The sequence below is a fragment of the Duncaniella freteri genome (genome assembly GCF_004766125.1).
In the GTDB taxonomy this organism is placed as follows: domain Bacteria; phylum Bacteroidota; class Bacteroidia; order Bacteroidales; family Muribaculaceae; genus Duncaniella; species Duncaniella freteri.
In genome coordinates this window covers 2,186,308-2,204,087 of the sequence record NZ_SJSA01000001.1, presented here as the reverse complement: position 1 = coordinate 2,204,087, position 17,780 = coordinate 2,186,308, and the positions used below count along the sequence as shown (strand labels likewise).

Genomic DNA, 17,780 nt, shown 5'->3' with positions numbered 1-17,780 from the left:
GACATATCTACTTTCCATCGATTATAGCGAGCGCCTCCTCTCGTCCCGCCGTGATACGTGAAGAGTAATGGGCATCACTGTTGACAGCCAACGGTATTCCGGCTGACACAAGTCTCCTTATCACGTTGGGGGAAGGAAACAGTCTGGACACATAACCGGCGACCTCTTCTGCCGATGCTCCTACTGGAGCCGGATAAGCCTTGGTATTGATCTCCACAATGATATCGGTGTCCCTGACAGCGTCAATGACATCATCTATGTGGCGACGATACCAAGGCTCATCTTCTATGCCGGGAGAGAACGAGGATGCATTAAACCCGATCTTGTCAAAATGACCGAGCATATGGAATCCTCCTTTTTCAATCATCTGCAATGTACGCTCATAGAAACTGTCGACAACATAGCGGATATCATTGTCGAAATAAGTCTCCATCTTTCCTTTGAACTGCCCCGGCCGCCCATCGACATCCACCTCTGTGCCGTCAGGAGAACTGATGAAATGAACCGAACTCAAACGGTAGTCGAGTGGCACAGTGTCAAAATAAGGATCAGAAGCACCCCATTTATCTCCGAGGAAATCAATCTCCATTGACAGATACAGATTGATACGTCCGTCATAGAGCTCTTTTAGCCGATTGAACTCAGCAACATATTCGTCAACGCTCAGAGCCGACATATTGCACGGCGACGGTAGCGGTATCGGTGAATGCGGAGAGAATCCATAATGTTTCATCCCACAAGAGATAGCCTGCTGCACCATTGCAGCCATAGTCTCTCGCCCATCGCAAAATTGAGTGTGGGAATGAAAATTATAATCACGTGTCGAAGCAATAATTTCATGTAAATCAATCATATATACCTGAGTTGTCTTATTGGAGTGAGGATTAATCTTTAGGGTCGCGGCTCGCCGCGACCCTAAAGATTAATCCTATGGCACATTTACATTTCACATGTACCACAGTTTCGTTGACATGTTCTTTTATTTCGCCGGAGCCGGAGGATTAGCTATGTTCTGACGCATGTTAGTATCCGACTCTATATTCTTCATCTTATAGTAATCCATTATACCGAGATTGCCATTGATGAAAGCCTGAGCCATAGCACGAGGGAGCTCAGCCTCAGCCTCTATCACCTTTGCACGAGCCTCCTGTGCCTTTGCACGCATCTCCTGTTCAAGAGCTATCGCCATGGCGCGACGCTCCTCGGCTTTAGCCTGGGCGATATTCTTGTCAGCCTGTGCCTGATCGATCTGCAAGGCAGCACCGATATTCTTGCCTATGTCAATATCGGCGATATCGATTGACAGTATCTCAAATGCTGTGCCTGAGTCAAGACCTTTACGAAGCACAAGCTTGGATATATTGTCAGGATTCTCAAGCACCTGTTTATGGCTTTCTGATGAACCGATTGACGAAACAATACCCTCGCCGACACGAGCCAGGACCGTATCCTCACCGGCTCCACCAACGAGCTGGCGTATATTGGCACGTACAGTCACTCGGGCTATCGCTATAAGCTGAATGCCGTCCTTAGCCACAGCTGTGACATGGGGAGTCTCGATCACCTTAGGATTAACCGACATCTGCACAGCCTGGAACACATCGCGTCCGGCAAGGTCGATTGCAGTAGCCATCTTGAAACCAAGATCGATATTAGCTTTAGATGCTGACACAAGAGCGTGAACCACCTTCTCCACATTGCCCCCGGCAAGATAATGAGCCTCAAGATCGTCACGGTTGACGTCATTAAGACCTGCCTTATGGGCTTCAATCAACGCTCGTACTATCACTGATGCAGGCACCTTACGTATACGCATGAGGAAAAGCTGCATAAGAGAGATGTGCACACCGCTTACCCGCGCCGATATCCAAAGGAAAAACGGCACATAGTAAAAGAAAACACTCAATGCTATCAACAGAGCCACTGAGATGAGAACTATTGTCGTTACAACCATTCTTATTAGTTTATATAAAGTTATTAAAGTTATTAAAGTTACGGACTTTTATCATTAAAGGGCAAAGACTGCTTCGCACTATATTTCAGAATTAACCACTTGGTTGGATAGCATACGCATATCAGCCGCTTTTGACTCAATATACTCCTCCCGCTGCAATATCTCATTGGCAATCGACTTGTCGCCACTGGCATATTTACGGCGCAACTCCTCAAGATAGTCCTTTGCCTTTTCCAAAGCCTTCTTCTCCTTGAGATATTCCTGCATAGCCGAACGAGCCATTGCTGAACGGAAATCACTCAGGCGATGAAGCACACGCCCATCGGGCAGTGCAAAATCAAAATCGTATGCGACACTTTGACGGCGAGCCTCTGCCGCATTCTCTATACGGCGTTTGAGAGCTGAATAATCGGCTCCTTCCGCCCATGTCGATGCAATGGACTTAATTCTTGCAAAATCGGCAAGTCCTTCGGAACCGACCTCGTAATTGATGCGTAAATCCTGTGGGATGAAAGTATAGACAGTTACCATACCTGGAATCCTGTTTCTATCTGTCGCCCACCACCCTACTCCATTCTGCTCGTCAACGGCATACATATAGTCATTGTATGGGGAATTATAAGGCATTCCTATATTTGAAGGCTGTAGGAAACCATCTTCATCGCGACGTGAAATAAATATGTCAAGACCGCCGAGCGACTCTTCACCATCCGCTGCAAAATAGAGCGAGACCCCATCTGCCATCAGGAACGGATAAGCCACACTCGTACCCTCTTCTGTTCCAAATACTGTAGCGTAGTCAAACATTCTGCGGGGTATGTCCCAACTGTCGTCAGCCAATCGTGATGACTCATACATAGTAGAGCCACCATTAGCATCGACACCTACCCATATCATATCGTCGCCTGATTCGGTAACATAGGCAGGCGACATTATATCTGACAGCTTCAGCAGATCAAGCACCTCATTATTGATCACCCGCTCCACAACCGGAACACCCTGAAGAGATCCTGCATTGCGCGCTATCTTTATGAAGTCAAAAAACTCCTCGGCTGGAACGTTAACACTATCTATCACCTGTATCTTCTCAACACGGTCAAGCATAGACCGTCCGAGATCAATACGAGTAGACAGATAGTCCGCCCAATCGATAGGCTCAGATTTCAGACCGTAGGTATAGTTGACGTCCTTTTCAGCCTCCGACGGAGTGCGTTTTTGTATATATTTGTCAAGATAGTTGCGGGCACCCTCAAAATCGTACATGTAATACGCAGCCTCGGCAGCACCAAGATTGCCAAGATTTCCACCCTTCATATAGAACTGGATAGCCTCGGCATATCGTCCCGCCTCCTTTAGCGCATCACCGGCAGCACGGTTGAGACCTTGATTGCGAGGTGCACCCTTTGCAGCCTCCACAGCATCAGCCACCGGGTCCTGAGCCATCACCAATGGGGAGAAAGCTACAGGAGCCGACAGCAGTACAGAGATAAATATTTTGCGAAAAGTTTCCTTCATATACAGGTTACTTGGAAAGAGCCTCGTGCATCGACTGGGCCGCATGGCGACCGTCGCCCATCGCGAGAATCACAGTAGCACCACCGCGAACAATATCGCCTCCGGCATAAAGATCGCTCAGCGACGAACGCATAGTGGCATCGTCAACCACAATAGTACCGCGACGCGACACCTCAAGCTGACTGATTGCATTAGGAATCAACGGATTGGGGGAGACACCTACGCTGACTATCACAAGGTCAACCGGAATCTCCTCGACCGCACCTGGAATCGGTTGCGGCGAACGACGTCCTGACTCGTCAGGCTCGCCAAGCTCCATACGCTGAATTTTCATGGCTCGCACACGACCATTCTCGTCAGACAGGTACTCGACAGGATTGCAAAGATTCATAAACATGATACCTTCCTCCTTTGCATGTGCCACCTCTTCGACTCTGGCTGGCATCTCGGCTTCACCGCGACGATACACAATCATTGCCACTTCAGCACCCTGACGACGAGCGGTACGCACAGAGTCCATAGCGGTGTTTCCGCCTCCGATCACTGCCACACGACGCCCCTTTAGCACAGGTGTATCCTCTCCAGGGCGTCCGGCACCCATAAGATTGATGCGAGTAAGATACTCGTTGCTTGACATCACTCCGATGTAATTCTCTCCCGGGATTCCCATAAAACGCGGAAGTCCTGCTCCGGATGCAACAAATATCCCTTTATATCCAAGTGTGTGAAGATCATCGTAAGATAGAGTCTTTCCCACTACACAATCCTTGACAAAATTCACACCCAATGCGCGAAGACCATCAATCTCAGCCTCGACAACACTGTTAGGAAGACGGAACTCGGGAATACCATACTTGAGCACTCCGCCTATTTCATGGAGAGCCTCATAGACAGTGACGTCATAACCGCGTTTCACCATATCCCCAGCAAAGGAGAGTCCGGCAGGTCCTGATCCGACAACTGCCACCCTGATACCGTTGCTCTCAGGACGCACTACCTCTACAGGATGCCTGGAGTGCTCCACACGCTCATAATCAGCTGCAAAACGTTCCAGATAACCGATGGCGACTGCCGGCTTTTTCATCTTATTATATATGCAACGCGACTCGCACTGCTTCTCCTGCGGACACACTCGTCCGCACACTGCTGGAAGAGCACTTGTGTTCTTAAGCACAGCGGCAGCCTCAAGAAACTCTCCGCGCTCCACATTCTTAATGAATCCGGGGATATCCACAGCCACCGGACATCCCTGCATACACTGAGGATCAGGACAGTCAAGGCATCGGGAAGCCTCTATGAGAGCCTGCTCGGCTGAAAGACCTTGATTGACCTCTTCATTACAAGTGACACGGTAGCCGGGTTCCAACTGAGGCATCACCACACGAGGAGTTGCAGTACGCTCCTTGGCTGTCTTGGCATTGCGAAGGGCAATACGCCATGCCGCATCGCGATTATTATCTTGGTTCATTTTTTCTGTGTCTCAAATGAATAACTCTTCAATCGCATCATCATCTCGTCGAAGTCCACTTTATGGGCATCGAACTCAGGTCCGTCAATGCACACAAACTTGGTTTTGCCATCCACTGTGACCCTGCATGCACCACACATCCCTGTGCCGTCAACCATAATAGTGTTGAGAGAACACATGGTGGGTACATCATATTTCTTAGTGGTGAGCGCGACAAATTTCATCATCACAGCAGGTCCTATCGCAACAACAAGATCAACCTTCTCACGCTCTATGACTGACTCGACACCGGCAGTGACAAGACCTTTGCGTCCGGCAGAACCGTCATCGGTCATCACAATCACTTCATCGCTGTACTTAGCCACCTCTTCCTCAAGAATTATAAGCTCCGAATTACGTGCTGCAAGTATGGAGACTACACGGTTGCCAGCCTCCTTCATTGCCTTGATGATCGGCAGAAGGGGTGCCACCCCCACACCGCCGCCACAGCATACTACTGTGCCGACCTTTTCAATATGAGTAGCCTGACCCAAAGGCCCTACCACATCGGTGAGTGAATCACCAGGCTCAAGGGCGCAGATCTTCTTTGTGGAGACACCGACTTCCTGAATAATCAGGGTGATAGTGCCGCGCTCTGTATCGGCATCGGCAATAGTGAGGGGAATACGTTCGCCGCCTTCACCTGCGCGCACAATCACAAAATGCCCAGGGCGACGTGAATGCGCTATCATAGGAGCCTCGACCACGAGTTTGACCACATGTTCGGAGAAATGCTCCTTGGATACAATCTTATTCATACTTATGTGAAGTGATATGATCGGTAATTAGATTCACAAAGATACAATTTCTTAATAGAATATCCTCAAAAAGAGGATAAAAAAAGCGAGAGAACCGAACGAAACTGTTCGATTCTCCCTAATAATATTGAAAGCCTGAGCATTACGTCATGATTATGCCACATGACATCTGTGACTTCATAACATCTGCAATGATCAAAACCTTTAGAATTCAGCCTTGCCAGGAGTACGAGGGAACGGTATCACATCGCGGATATTGGTCATACCTGTAACGAACAACACAAGGCGTTCGAATCCCAGACCGAAACCTGAATGAGGCACAGTGCCAAAGCGACGTGTATCAAGATACCACCACATATCCTTCATGGGGATATCAAGCTCCTTGATACGTGCGAGCAACTTGTCGTAGCTCTCCTCTCGCTCCGAACCTCCGATGATTTCACCTATGTTCGGGAAGAGCACGTCCATGGCACGAACTGTCTTGCCATCCTCGTTCTGCTTCATATAGAAAGCCTTTATCTCCTTTGGATAGTCAGTCAGGATCACAGGCTTCTTGAAATGCTCTTCCACGAGATATCGCTCATGCTCACTCTGCAAGTCGGCCCCCCAGTAGACCGGGAACTCAAACTTGTGGGCTGATTCCTCAAGAATCCTGACACCCTCTGTGTAAGTGAGACGGACAAAATCATTGTCAACCACAAAGCGCAGACGCTCCTCAAGCCCTTTGTCGAAACGCTCCGACAAGAAACGTATGTCGTCAATATTATGCTCAAGAGCGTAGTTGATACAATATTTCACAAACTCCTCGGCAAGGTCCATGTTGTCGGATATGTCATAGAAAGCCATCTCAGGCTCTATCATCCAGAATTCCGAGAGGTGTCGAGGCGTGTTGGAATTTTCCGCACGGAATGTGGGCCCGAACGTGTAGATCTGACCGAGAGCGGTCGCACCCAACTCACCTTCAAGCTGCCCTGACACAGTCAGAGCGGTAGGCTTGGCATAAAAGTCCTTACTGTAATCGACGCTTCCGTCCTCATTCTTTGGCAGGTTGTTGAGGTCGAGAGTAGTCACCTGGAACATTGCGCCGGCACCCTCGCAATCGCTGGCTGTGATAAGCGGAGTGTGGAAATAATAGAACCCACGCTCATTGAAGAACTTATGGATAGCAAAGGCGAGAGAGCTGCGGATGCGAAGGACCGAACCAAAGAAGTTGGTGCGGGGACGCAGATGCGCAATCTCACGCAGAAACTCAAGGGTATGCCCCTTCTTCTGCAAAGGATACGATGCCGGATCGGCAGTACCGTACAGCTCTATGCTGTCAGCCTGTATCTCGGAGGTCTGGCCTTTGCCCATAGATTCTACGAGCTTACCGGTGACACGGACACTTGAGCCTGTAGTGACAGGCTTAAGCTGGTCCTCGGTAAAACGCGCCATATCAAGGACCACCTGGATATTATTGACCGAAGAGCCGTCATTGAGTTGCACAAACTGCACATGCTTGTTGCCTCGACGGGTGCGAACCCATCCTTTGGCCTCGACTTCAGTGCCCATAAGCTCCGGAGTCGAAAGAAGGTCCTTTACGGTAGTTTTTTTCATAATGATTGGTAAGTTTTATTCAAATGATCCCATCTTGAGGTAGTTGACCTCCTCCTGGGTAAGATAACGCCAGCGACCGCGCGGAAGATTCTTCTTGGTGAGTCCGGCGAAATACACACGGTCAAGTTTTGTGACATGATATCCGAGGCTTTCGAAGATACGGCGCACAATACGGTTGCGACCTGAATGGATCTCTATGCCAGCCTGGTTGCGGTCGGTATCGGTAGCATACGAAATGGCATCGGCATGTATGGGTCCATCCTCAAGCTCTATACCGTCAGCGATGCGCTGCATGTCATCCTCGGTGATATCGTGGTCGGTCCATACGTGATAGATCTTCTTCTTGACAAATTTCGGATGTGTCAGTTTGGATGCGAGATCTCCGTCATTAGTGAGAAGAAGCACACCGGTCGTGTTGCGGTCAAGACGCCCTACAGGATATATACGCTCGTTACATGCACCCTTTACAAGATCCATGACTGTGAGTCTGCCATTTGGATCATCGCTTGTGGTTACACAGTCCTTAGGCTTGTTGAGAAGTATGTAGCACTTCTTCTCAAGAGTGACCACCTTCTCATCGTACTCTACCACATCGCTATGGCTGATCTTAGTGCCGAGTTCGGTAACGACCTCTCCATTAACCTTTATAAGCCCCTGAAGAATAAATTCGTCTGCTTCACGGCGTGAGCACAGACCGGCATTTGCCATATATTTGTTCAGGCGCACCTGTTCGTTTGGATCAGGCAGCGGGGTCTCGTACTCGATACGCTTGGGACGCGGAGTGAAACTGCGACCGCCTTGAGGCATGCCATACTGATTCTGACGAGGACCTTTGTTCTGATAACCACCTTGACGGTTGTTCTGATAACCGCCCTGCTGACGTGGCTGGTAACCGCCCTGCTGACGCGGCTGATAACCACCCTGCTGACGTGGCTGATAGCCGCCCTGCTGACGTGGCTGATAACCGCCCTGCTGACGTGGCTGATAACCGCCCTGCTGACGTGGCTGATAGCCGCCCTGCTGACGCGGCTGGTAGCCGCCCTGCTGACGTGGCTGATAACCACCCTGCTGACGTGGCTGATAGCCGCCCTGCTGACGTGGCTGATAACCGCCCTGCTGACGATTATAATTGTTACGTGGCTGATAACCGCCATTCATAGAACCGGAATTCTCATCACGGCTGCTTTCACCTTCGGCTCCCTCTACAGGTGCTCCATCGGTCTGCGGCACATGAGGACGTGGCTGATAACCGCCTTGGCGATTGTAGCCTCCCTGATTGCCATAACGGTTGTTCTGATATCCTCCCTGATTGCCGTAACGATTATTCTGATATCCTCCTTGACGATTATTGTAAGGTCTTGGCTGATATGGGCGTTGCGGACGTTCTCCATAGGAATTATTATTGTAGGAATTCTGATGTTCATGCTGTCCCTCTGAATTGTTCTCCGAGCCGGATGTAAATTCACCGGAAGTGTTCTCCCGACCGTTGTCATGAGAATCTACAGGATAAGGGCGTGAACCAATGCGGGGTCTTTTGCCTTTTTTTTCGTTGCTGTCCATGATAGCTTTTTAGAATTGGATGTGAAGTGATTAGAGTTACCGGTCTCGCGACTGGTCAATTGTAATAGAATAATTAGATGAAAATGTTTCTTAGTTTATTAATGGAAACGATTATATATGTCTTTTAGTTGACTTAACAATGTGTGAATGTTTGGCGCAAAGTTAACAATTATCATATAAAATAACAAGCATTATGCATTCAAATAATCTCAAAAAACAGAAGTTTGAATTTCATAAAGAATGTTAAATCAGCAAATGGATATTTAAACTATTCCATTTCATCAACGTCTTTATAATAAACTGACCGCCTAACGGCAAAATGACACAACAAACGAACAATAACCAAATGCGCGGACACGTCTCTCCGATCCGCGCTTTCTAAGAAACAAACAACAAAACGAACGAACAAATGAAAAAGAAGATCTTCAGCATCGCGCTGGTACTCGCAGGAATGATGGGCACAACCGCTATCGCACAGACACCATCATCAAACACCACCCCGGCAGCCAAGGAGCAGGGCTGTCCCGCATGTCCGCGTGGCAAACAGTATAATCCGTTTGAAGGACTCAACCTTACCGATAAGCAGCAGAACGATCTCAAGGCCCTTCGCGAAAGCCGAAAAGCTGACATCAAGAAAGAGATGAGCGACAAGAAAGCGGATAGAAAGGCTATGCGCGAACAAGCACAGAAGAACCGTAAAGATTATCTCGCAAAGATCAAAGGTATCCTCACAGCTGAACAGTATGTCCAGTTTCTTGAGAACTCATACCTCAACAACCGTGCCGGGGTAGGGTCCAATAACCGCAAGGATATGCGCAATAAAAAAGATGGCAAGAAAGGGATGCGCGGCAACCGCCAAGGCGGACAGCGTCCAGCTGCAACCCCCAATGCCAACTAACATCATTACCAGAGCATAAATCTATCCAAATCAAGTCTTTTATTTATTGATAAATAGTAAAGCGGACATTTCGCGCGATTGGCGAAATGTCCGCTTTAATTATTTCGGGTATATCAACAGATATTAACGCTGAACACGGCCGTTGGCATTGCCGCCGGCGAGAGAATTAACCTCCTCGGTAGATACCAGATTGAAGTCGCCCGGAACAGTGTGCTTAAGAGCTGACGCTGCAACGGCAAATTCAAGGGCATCGCCCTGATTAGGCATAGTGAGCAGACCATGGATCACACCTCCGGAGAATGAATCGCCTCCACCCACACGGTCAATAATAGGATTTATGTCATACCGCTTTGACTCATAGAATTCCTCGCCATTGTAGATCATAGCCTTCCAGCCGTTGTGAGTAGCGGAGAATGACTCTCTGAGAGTAGAGATCACATACTTGAAATCAAATTCCTTAGCCATAGCCTTGAAGATTCCTTTGTAACCTTCGGCATTGGTCTCGCCACCTTCGACATCTGCATCAGGCTTGAAGCCGAGACACAGCTCAGCATCCTCTTCATTACCTATGCACACATCTACATACTTCATAAGCGGACGCATGATGGACTGAGCCTTCTCCTTAGTCCAAAGTTTCTTACGGAAATTAAGGTCCACCGACACAGTAACGCCGTGACGCTTTGCAGCCTCACATGCAAGACGTGTGATCTCAGCAGCCTTGTCAGAGATAGCAGGTGTGATACCGCTCCAATGGAACCAGTCAGCACCTTCCATGATAGCATCAAAGTCGAAATCCTCAGGATCAGCCTCTGAGATAGCTGAATGAGCACGGTCATATATAACCTTTGACGGACGCATGGATGCGCCGGTCTCACAATAGTATATGCCTACACGATCACCGCCGCGTGCTATATGGTCGGTGTGCACACCGTAACGGCGAAGAGCGTTCAGCGCAGCCTGACCAATCTCATGCTTAGGAAGCTTTGACACGAAATATGCTTCATGACCATAATTGGCACAGCTCACAGCCACATTAGCCTCACCGCCGCCCCAGATCACGTCAAAATTATCCACCTGGACGAATCGGTAGTTCCCTTTGGGAGAAAGGCGAAGCATAATTTCGCCTAAAGTAACAACTTTACTCATGGTTTAAATACAAATATAATAGGTTATAGAATTGATTTTAAAATATTCTCGGGAATCCTCCCTATGCATCCGCACGCCTTGCGTCATCGGCATCGAGGCTTTCCATCAGCCTCTTCGCGTCCACATATTTGACAATCTCCTCCGCGACTTTCTTGGCATCCTGCATTGCGTGAACAACAGTGGCAGGGCGATTGGTGACATCCCCTCCGGCAAAGACACCACGACGCGTTGTCATGCCATAAGGAGTCTCTCTGGTAAGCACATACCCCTTATGGTCAACATCAATGCCATCAGTCGTGGATACGATGCGTGATGCAGGAGCACTTCCTACAGCAAGTATCACACGATCCACCTCCATGCGTGAGCGCACGCCATCAGTCTCAACAGTTATGCTGCGCAGACGGTCATCATTTCCACCCTCGATCTCCACGACCGATGATTTCCACATGAACCTGACACCCTCAGCCACCGCATCGTCATATTCGGCTCGCAATGCACTCATCTCATTGATGGTACGATGATATATCACCGTCACTTCACCGGATCCCATGCGTAAAGCCGTACGAGCTGCGTCTATGGCAGTGTTACCACAGCCGATGACTGCAACCTTGTCGCCATTGCCCACAATGACCTCTTTACGGTCCATCAATCCAGACTGATACAGGCTCACACGACGGAGGAACCATATGGCCTGGCGCACTCCGGGATGCTCTATTCCATGAATCGGAAGCTTTTTTGGCTTCCCTGTGCCGGTGCCCATAAAGATCGCGTCAAAGCCGCGGGCAAACAGGTCGTCGATCGTGAAGTCTCGTCCGATGGTGGTAAGAAGATGAAATGTGACACCGAGATTCTCAATCTTCTTGATCTCACGACGCACAACCTCCTTAGGCAGACGATACTCCGGAATACCGAACATCAACACGCCACCCGGCTCCGATTCCATCTCGAAGATCTCGACTCTGAACCCTTTCCGTGCTAAGTCGCCGGCGATAGTGAGCCCGGCAGGCCCGCTACCGATCACCGCCACCGAGCCGCGCTTCTTTTCAGGAATCGCTTCATGAGTCAGATCGGCCTCGCAGTCAAAGTCAGCGACAAAGCGTTCAAGTTTTCCGATATTGATATGCCTGCCAGTCTTATTGAGCACACAACTCCCCTCGCACTGACGTTCGTGACCGCACACACGGCCACACACAGCCGGGAGATTGCTGCGTGCATTTATTATCGACATGGCATTCCCGAAGTTGCCCTTGGCAAGCTCGGCAATCCATTCAGGGATATCATTGCTTATAGGGCACCCTTTCTTACATAGGGGCACCTTGCAATGCAGGCATCTCTGCGCCTCACGCACAGCCTCCGGAAGAGTGTAATTTTCGGATACTTCCTTAAATTCATTCATGGATACGCAGGCTCTTACTTCATTTCAAGGTAGGTCACCTTATCCATGTCGCCATAATTGAGGTTTTCTCCACCCATGCCCCAGATGAACATATAATTGGATGTGCCTGCGGCAGCATGGATTGACCATTCCGGAGAAATTATAGCCTGCTCATTGTGAAGCCATACGATACGGTTCTCCTGAGGTTCGCCCATGAAATGGCACACGGCATTTCCTTCAGGAACATTAAAATAGAAGTAAGCCTCTACTCGACGGTCGTGAGTGTGAGCAGGCATGGTGTTCCACACACTGCCGGGCTTGAGCTCGGTGAGTCCCATCTGGAGCTGGCACGGACCCTCCTCAAGCACATTGTTTACTATCAACTGATTGATCACACGGTCGTTGCTCTCCTCCATCTTGCCGGCGGCAAAACTGTTTGCCTTGAGAGAGCCTTTGCGTCCGTCAATAGTTATGAGCTGTGTCTTGTATGCCTTGTGGGCCGGGGTCGAATTGATGTAGAATTTAGCAGGATTGGCTGCATCCTTGCTACGGAAAGTCACTTTCTTATTTCCTCTTCCCACGTAAAGGGCATCCTTAAAATGGAGCTCATAATCCTTTCCGTCGACATTGACAATACCGTCACCACCTATATTTATTACACCAAGCTCACGACGCTCCAGGAAATAATCGGCCTTGAGCGGATCAATGGTTTCAAGTTCCATCACTTTGGTGACCGGAACCACTCCGCCATACACGATACGGTCATATAGAGAGTAGGTAAGATTGATCTTATCCTGCTCCATTACTTTTGGCATCATAAAGCGTGAACGGAGCTGATCGGTGTCGTAATGCTTGACATCATCGGGATGGCATGCACGAAGTATGGTATATTCAGTCTGAGCCATAGCTGAGATAGAGGCTAATGCGAGTGATAATGTAAGAAATAATTTCTTCATGATTTGTTTATTCTGTTGTTTCGATTGTATCGGAATTCTTGGCAATCATATTGTTCTGATTGCGAATGATAAGAATACGGTTCAATATCATAAGTGCACATGTGATTACCACAAGCACACCGGCTCCAATCCATTTGAGATTGATCGAACACTGATATATCACCCATGCGAGCGGACTGGAAGCGAAATCAAGGCTTCCTCCGTCAAAATTGGCAGGAATAGCAACTGCGGCATCACCTGTGGCGGCAAACACATCCTTTGCAGCAAGAGTGAAAGCAGGGGCAAGATTGGTGACCATATACAGACCGACGGTAATCACTACCAGACCCACTATGAAAGTTTTCACCACACTTCCCTTAGTGAACGGCAGCACAAGGGGGAACACGTAAAACATACCTGCAAGTGATGCAAGCGGCAGGAACTGATTGCCAGGAAGTGCCACAGCAAGCACAAGGGTCACAGGAATAAGAAGGATCGACACCACAAGTGTGGTAGGATGACCGATCACGAGTGCAGGAGTCATTCCGATGCTAAGGCCGTCAGCCCCCTTGAACTTGCGGGCTATGAGGTTGCGAGTAGCCTCACTGATAGGCCGTAGACCTTCAATGAACAGCACAGTGACACGAGGTATGAGCTCCATCACAGCACCCATCTTGATTCCAAGCCCAAGTATATATGGTATCTTATCCACAATCTCGTTCAATGTCTCGCAGGTGAGACAACCTATCACTATGCCCACTACCACGCCAAGGAAAAGGGGCTCGCCAAGCAGACCGAACTTTTTCTTCAGCCCTTCGGCATCAATCTCCACCTTGTTCATTCCAGGAATCGCATCAAGCCCCTTGTTGATTGCCCATGCAAAGGGAACGAAGCCTGCGCAGAATGGCTGTGGAATGGATATGCCATCCATATCCTTATAGAAACTCTGAAACTTCTTTGCAGTCATATCCGCTATTATAAGCGTGATGATATAGCAGATGATCGCGCCAAAGAAACCCCATGCAAGGGATTCGCTGGCAAAGTAGATCACCGCACCTATGAATGCGAAGTGCCAGTAATTCCAAAGGTCAATATTGACCGTACGCGTAGTCTTGGTCAGTAGCATAAGAATATTCACTCCGAGACACACAGGGATGATGAATGCTCCGACAGCAGTGTTGTAAGCCACCGACGCAGCAGCAGGCCATCCCATATCAAACACCTTGAGCTGAAGGTCAAAGATATTGACCACTGTGTCAAGGGCCGGACCGAGAGCCGATGTGAGAAGAGCGGTGACGATCGACAGTCCGATAAATCCGACACCGACCTTAAGTCCGGACCTGAGTGCGTCACCGAACTTAATGCCTATGCACAGTCCGAGCACAGTGAAGATGATAGGCATCATCACTGCCGCACCAAGACCTATAATATAACTGAATACCTGCTCCATTATTTAGGCTGTTTTCCTATATAAGCGAGGATACCTCCGTCGACGTACAGGACATGACCGTTTACGAAATTGGACGCATCGGATGCAAGGAACACAGCCGGCCCCATCAGATCCTCAGGTGTGCCCCAACGCGCAGCCGGGGTCTTGGAGATGATGAACTGGTCGAACGGATGACGGCTTCCGTCAGGCTGTATCTCTCGCAGAGGTGCAGTCTGGTCAGTGGCGATATAACCGGGACCGATGCCATTACACTGTATATTGTGCTCTCCGAACTCCGAACATATGTTGCGGGTCAGCATCTTGAGGCCGCCCTTGGCGGCAGCATACGCGCTTACAGTCTCACGACCGAGCTCGCTCATCATTGAACAGATATTGATGATCTTTCCGTGACCTTTCTTGATCATGCCAGGGATTACAGCCTTCGAGCATATGTAAGGAGCCACAAGGTCAACATCCACCACTCTACGGAAATCCTCCACACTCATATCGGTCATAGGAATGCGCTTTATGATTCCGGCATTGTTGACAAGAATATCTATAGTGCCCACCGTAGCTTCTATATCAGCTACCATTGCCTTTACAGCCTCTTCGTCAGTCACATCACACAGATACCCTTTGGCATCTATGCCGAGTTCCTTATAAGCCTTCATGCCACGGTCGACAGTCTCCTGACGTGAACAGTTAAACACGATTTTTGCTCCTGCTTCAGCAAATGCCTGAGCGATAGCAAGGCCGATGCCATAGGCTGCGCCTGTCACGAGGGCTACTTTGCCCTCAAGTGAGAAATTTATCATTTTCAGTATAATTTAAAGTATTATTTTAAGGTAGACAGGTAACAGGTGACAAAGTTACTCAATTTTACACTAAACTCCACCATAACCCAAGTAAATTTAAACATTTTTTCTTAAAAGCTAAACAGGAATGAGTTTTCTTTGTACATTTGCGAAACCAAAACACCTTAAGTTTTACAGCCATGACACTTCACACCCAGAATGTCACACATGAAAAAGTAGAAAACGATCGCCGAATCCTCGAACTGCTGTCGCACACATTCCCGAATATCAGTGCAGCAAGCACCGAGATAATAAATCTTGAAGCGATCCTTAACCTTCCGAAAGGCACAGAGCATTTCGTCGCCGATCTGCATGGTGAACATGAAGCATTCCTGCACATACTTAAAAATGCGTCAGGCAACATCAAGCGTAAAGTCACTGACCTGTACGGAACATCAATGCTCGACAGCGAGATACGCCAGCTATGCGCTCTCATCTATTACCCTGAGGAGAAACTCCAGTCCATCAAAGCGGCACAGGAGGATCTTGAGGATTTCTACAACATCACACTCCACAAATTAGTGACTGTATGCCGGAGCGTATCATCGAAGTACACTCGTTCAAAGGTCAGGAAAGCCCTTCCAAAGGAATATTCATATATAATCGAAGAACTTCTTCATGAATCCGGAGGCGAGTATGACAAGCAGGCTTACTTCAACCGCATCATCGAAACCATAATATCCACAGGACAGGCCGAGCCGTTCATCATCTCCATATGCAATGTGATACAGAAACTCAGTATCGACCAGCTGCACATACTCGGCGACATCTACGACCGCGGTCCGGGCGCACATATCATCATGGATTCCCTTTGCCATTACGGCAACTGGGATATCCAGTGGGGCAACCACGATGTGGTGTGGATGGGGGCTGCCGCAGGAAATGACGCATGCATAGCCAATGTGCTCCGCGTCTCGCTCCGGTACGGCAACCTCGCCACTCTGGAGGACGGTTACGGCATCAACCTTATGCCGCTTGCCACATTCGCTATGGAGACCTACGCTGACGACCCTTGCAAGGAATTCGAGCCACGCTCTGCCGACGAAGGCAACACCCACACCATAAAGACCCTGAAAATCATGGCAAAGATGCACAAGGCAATTGCTGTGATACAATTCAAGTTAGAGGGGGAGATGATAAAACGCCATCCAGAATGGGGGATTGACAACCGCAGGCTCCTACACAGGATTGACTTCAAGAATGGCACTGTAGACATCGATGGGATCACCTATGACATGAATGACTGCCACTTCCCTACCATAGATCCAGCCAACCCATACAAACTGACACCCGAAGAGCTGCATCTAACTCACAAGCTCCATCATTCCTTCACTGTCAGCACCACACTCAAACGCCATATTGAAGCACTCCTCTCGCACGGATGCATGTATGGAATATACAACAGCAATCTGCTCTATCATGCCTCTATGCCGCTCAATCAGGACGGCACACTAAAAGAGGTGGATGTGAAAGGCAAAAAATGCAAAGGCAAAGGGCTGATGACCGAGATCGGACTTATGCTGCGCTCCGCTTTCAACGACGACACCCCGGATGCGGACCGTGAATATGCCCGTGACTACTATTGGTACCTGTGGTGCGGCCCCGACTCCCCTCTCTACGACAAGGACAGGATGACAACCTTCGAACGATACTTCATAAAGGATGCCGCCGCTCATAAAGAGGAAAAAGGATGGTACTACAAGCTCCGCTCCAAACCTGAAATATGCGACATGATACTCAACGAGTTCGGCGTCGACGGCTCAGACCGGCACATAATCAACGGTCACGTGCCTGTGAGAACAGGGAATGGCGAAAGCCCGATACGTGCCGGAGGGAAGCTGATGGTAATTGACGGAGGTTTTGCAAAGGCCTACCACAAGACTACCGGCATTGCAGGATACACCCTCATCTATCACAGCAGCAACTTTGAACTTGTGGAACATGAGCCATTCAGTTCTGTAGAGGAAGCCGTGAGCAACGGCACCGACATTGTACGCTCAAAAAAAATGATAGAACAGACAGCCCGACGCAAATGCGTGCGCGACACCGACAAGGGCAAAGTGCTCCAAGGTCAGATCGACGAGCTGACAGAACTGCTATATGCATTCCGCCACGGAATCATAAAAGAGGTAACCCTCCGCAACCGATAACAACACAACCCCATACCGAAATAAAATAGAATGCGTCCCTATGTTGAGCTTAATGCTGACATAGGGACGCTTGCAAGCTGGAGTTAGGAATTTTATATAAATA

At 48.9% G+C, this 17,780-nt stretch carries 14 protein-coding genes; 2 read left to right on the top strand and 12 right to left on the bottom strand.

Annotated features, from left to right (window positions below; translation table 11 throughout):
• Positions 1-7: 7 nt before the first annotated feature.
• From EZ315_RS09530 to EZ315_RS09500, 7 genes are all read right to left on the bottom strand, one after another.
• Positions 8-853, bottom strand: coding sequence for a histidinol-phosphatase (locus EZ315_RS09530; RefSeq protein WP_135471847.1), 846 nt, complete (start codon positions 851-853; stop codon positions 8-10).
• 126 nt (positions 854-979) lie between these two features.
• Positions 980-1,954, bottom strand: a complete 975-nt coding sequence (gene floA, locus EZ315_RS09525) for a flotillin-like protein FloA (protein ID WP_135471846.1) — start codon at positions 1,952-1,954, stop codon at positions 980-982.
• Positions 1,955-2,032: 78 nt separating this feature from the next.
• The gene (locus tag EZ315_RS09520; RefSeq protein WP_135471845.1) at positions 2,033-3,469 is read right to left on the bottom strand and encodes a hypothetical protein; all 1,437 of its coding nucleotides are present in this window, start codon (positions 3,467-3,469) and stop codon (positions 2,033-2,035) included.
• A gap of 7 nt (positions 3,470-3,476) precedes the next feature.
• Entirely contained in the window at positions 3,477-4,937 is a 1,461-nt protein-coding gene (gltA, locus tag EZ315_RS09515; protein ID WP_135471844.1) for an NADPH-dependent glutamate synthase, read from the bottom strand.
• On the bottom strand, positions 4,934-5,734 hold the full coding sequence (locus EZ315_RS09510; protein ID WP_135471843.1) for a sulfide/dihydroorotate dehydrogenase-like FAD/NAD-binding protein: 801 nt from the start codon (positions 5,732-5,734) through the stop codon (positions 4,934-4,936). The genes gltA and EZ315_RS09510 overlap by 4 nt, the downstream gene beginning before the upstream one ends.
• A 204-nt stretch (positions 5,735-5,938) precedes the next feature.
• Positions 5,939-7,330 (bottom strand): asparagine--tRNA ligase, encoded by a 1,392-nt coding sequence (gene asnS, locus EZ315_RS09505; protein WP_135471842.1) that lies wholly within the window; start codon positions 7,328-7,330, stop codon positions 5,939-5,941.
• Between the two features lie 15 nt (positions 7,331-7,345).
• On the bottom strand, positions 7,346-8,890 hold the full coding sequence (locus EZ315_RS09500; protein ID WP_135471841.1) for a pseudouridine synthase: 1,545 nt from the start codon (positions 8,888-8,890) through the stop codon (positions 7,346-7,348).
• 409 nt (positions 8,891-9,299) lie between these two features.
• On the opposite strand from EZ315_RS09500, the gene EZ315_RS09495 reads away from it, so the two are divergent.
• Positions 9,300-9,788, top strand: coding sequence for a Spy/CpxP family protein refolding chaperone (locus EZ315_RS09495; protein WP_135471840.1), 489 nt, complete (start codon positions 9,300-9,302; stop codon positions 9,786-9,788).
• A 123-nt stretch (positions 9,789-9,911) separates the two neighbouring features.
• Here the strand turns inward: EZ315_RS09495 and EZ315_RS09490 are convergent, their stop codons facing one another.
• The 5 genes from EZ315_RS09490 to EZ315_RS09470 all read right to left on the bottom strand — a co-directional run bounded on the left by EZ315_RS09490 (position 9,912) and on the right by EZ315_RS09470 (position 15,488).
• Positions 9,912-10,934, bottom strand: coding sequence for a sugar kinase (locus EZ315_RS09490; RefSeq protein WP_135471839.1), 1,023 nt, complete (start codon positions 10,932-10,934; stop codon positions 9,912-9,914).
• 61 nt (positions 10,935-10,995) lie between these two features.
• On the bottom strand, positions 10,996-12,330 hold the full coding sequence (locus EZ315_RS09485) for an NAD(P)-dependent oxidoreductase (protein ID WP_135471838.1): 1,335 nt from the start codon (positions 12,328-12,330) through the stop codon (positions 10,996-10,998).
• A 14-nt stretch (positions 12,331-12,344) separates the two neighbouring features.
• Positions 12,345-13,265 (bottom strand): 5-dehydro-4-deoxy-D-glucuronate isomerase, encoded by a 921-nt coding sequence (gene kduI / locus EZ315_RS09480; RefSeq protein ID WP_135471837.1) that lies wholly within the window; start codon positions 13,263-13,265, stop codon positions 12,345-12,347.
• Between the two features lie 7 nt (positions 13,266-13,272).
• Positions 13,273-14,694, bottom strand: a complete 1,422-nt coding sequence (locus EZ315_RS09475; protein ID WP_135471836.1) for a PTS galactitol transporter subunit IIC — start codon at positions 14,692-14,694, stop codon at positions 13,273-13,275.
• Complete coding sequence (locus EZ315_RS09470) at positions 14,694-15,488, bottom strand: gluconate 5-dehydrogenase (RefSeq protein WP_135471835.1); 795 nt, start codon at positions 15,486-15,488, stop codon at positions 14,694-14,696. Before EZ315_RS09470 ends, EZ315_RS09475 begins: the two co-directional genes overlap by 1 nt.
• 179 nt (positions 15,489-15,667) lie before the next feature.
• Between EZ315_RS09470 and EZ315_RS09465 the strand changes: the two genes are divergently transcribed.
• Positions 15,668-17,677, top strand: coding sequence for a fructose-1,6-bisphosphatase (locus EZ315_RS09465; protein WP_135471834.1), 2,010 nt, complete (start codon positions 15,668-15,670; stop codon positions 17,675-17,677).
• Positions 17,678-17,780 lie beyond the last annotated feature (103 nt).

What these genes read in the sequence shown, in the direction of transcription:
- gltA (WP_135471844.1), bottom strand. Translation starts at nt 4,937, where the DNA reads ATGAACCAAGATAATAATCGCGATGCGGCATGGCGTATTGCCCTTCGC.
- EZ315_RS09475 (WP_135471836.1), bottom strand. Translation starts at nt 14,694, where the DNA reads ATGGAGCAGGTATTCAGTTATATTATAGGTCTTGGTGCGGCAGTGATG.
- floA (WP_135471846.1), bottom strand. Translation starts at nt 1,954, where the DNA reads ATGGTTGTAACGACAATAGTTCTCATCTCAGTGGCTCTGTTGATAGCA.
- EZ315_RS09510 (WP_135471843.1), bottom strand. Translation starts at nt 5,734, where the DNA reads ATGAATAAGATTGTATCCAAGGAGCATTTCTCCGAACATGTGGTCAAA.
- EZ315_RS09530 (WP_135471847.1), bottom strand. Translation starts at nt 853, where the DNA reads ATGATTGATTTACATGAAATTATTGCTTCGACACGTGATTATAATTTT.
- EZ315_RS09500 (WP_135471841.1), bottom strand. Translation starts at nt 8,890, where the DNA reads ATGGACAGCAACGAAAAAAAAGGCAAAAGACCCCGCATTGGTTCACGC.
- EZ315_RS09485 (WP_135471838.1), bottom strand. Translation starts at nt 12,330, where the DNA reads ATGAATGAATTTAAGGAAGTATCCGAAAATTACACTCTTCCGGAGGCT.
- EZ315_RS09470 (WP_135471835.1), bottom strand. Translation starts at nt 15,488, where the DNA reads ATGATAAATTTCTCACTTGAGGGCAAAGTAGCCCTCGTGACAGGCGCA.
- EZ315_RS09520 (WP_135471845.1), bottom strand. Translation starts at nt 3,469, where the DNA reads ATGAAGGAAACTTTTCGCAAAATATTTATCTCTGTACTGCTGTCGGCT.
- asnS (WP_135471842.1), bottom strand. Translation starts at nt 7,330, where the DNA reads ATGAAAAAAACTACCGTAAAGGACCTTCTTTCGACTCCGGAGCTTATG.
- EZ315_RS09495 (WP_135471840.1), top strand. Translation starts at nt 9,300, where the DNA reads ATGAAAAAGAAGATCTTCAGCATCGCGCTGGTACTCGCAGGAATGATG.
- EZ315_RS09490 (WP_135471839.1), bottom strand. Translation starts at nt 10,934, where the DNA reads ATGAGTAAAGTTGTTACTTTAGGCGAAATTATGCTTCGCCTTTCTCCC.
- EZ315_RS09465 (WP_135471834.1), top strand. Translation starts at nt 15,668, where the DNA reads ATGACACTTCACACCCAGAATGTCACACATGAAAAAGTAGAAAACGAT.
- kduI (WP_135471837.1), bottom strand. Translation starts at nt 13,265, where the DNA reads ATGAAGAAATTATTTCTTACATTATCACTCGCATTAGCCTCTATCTCA.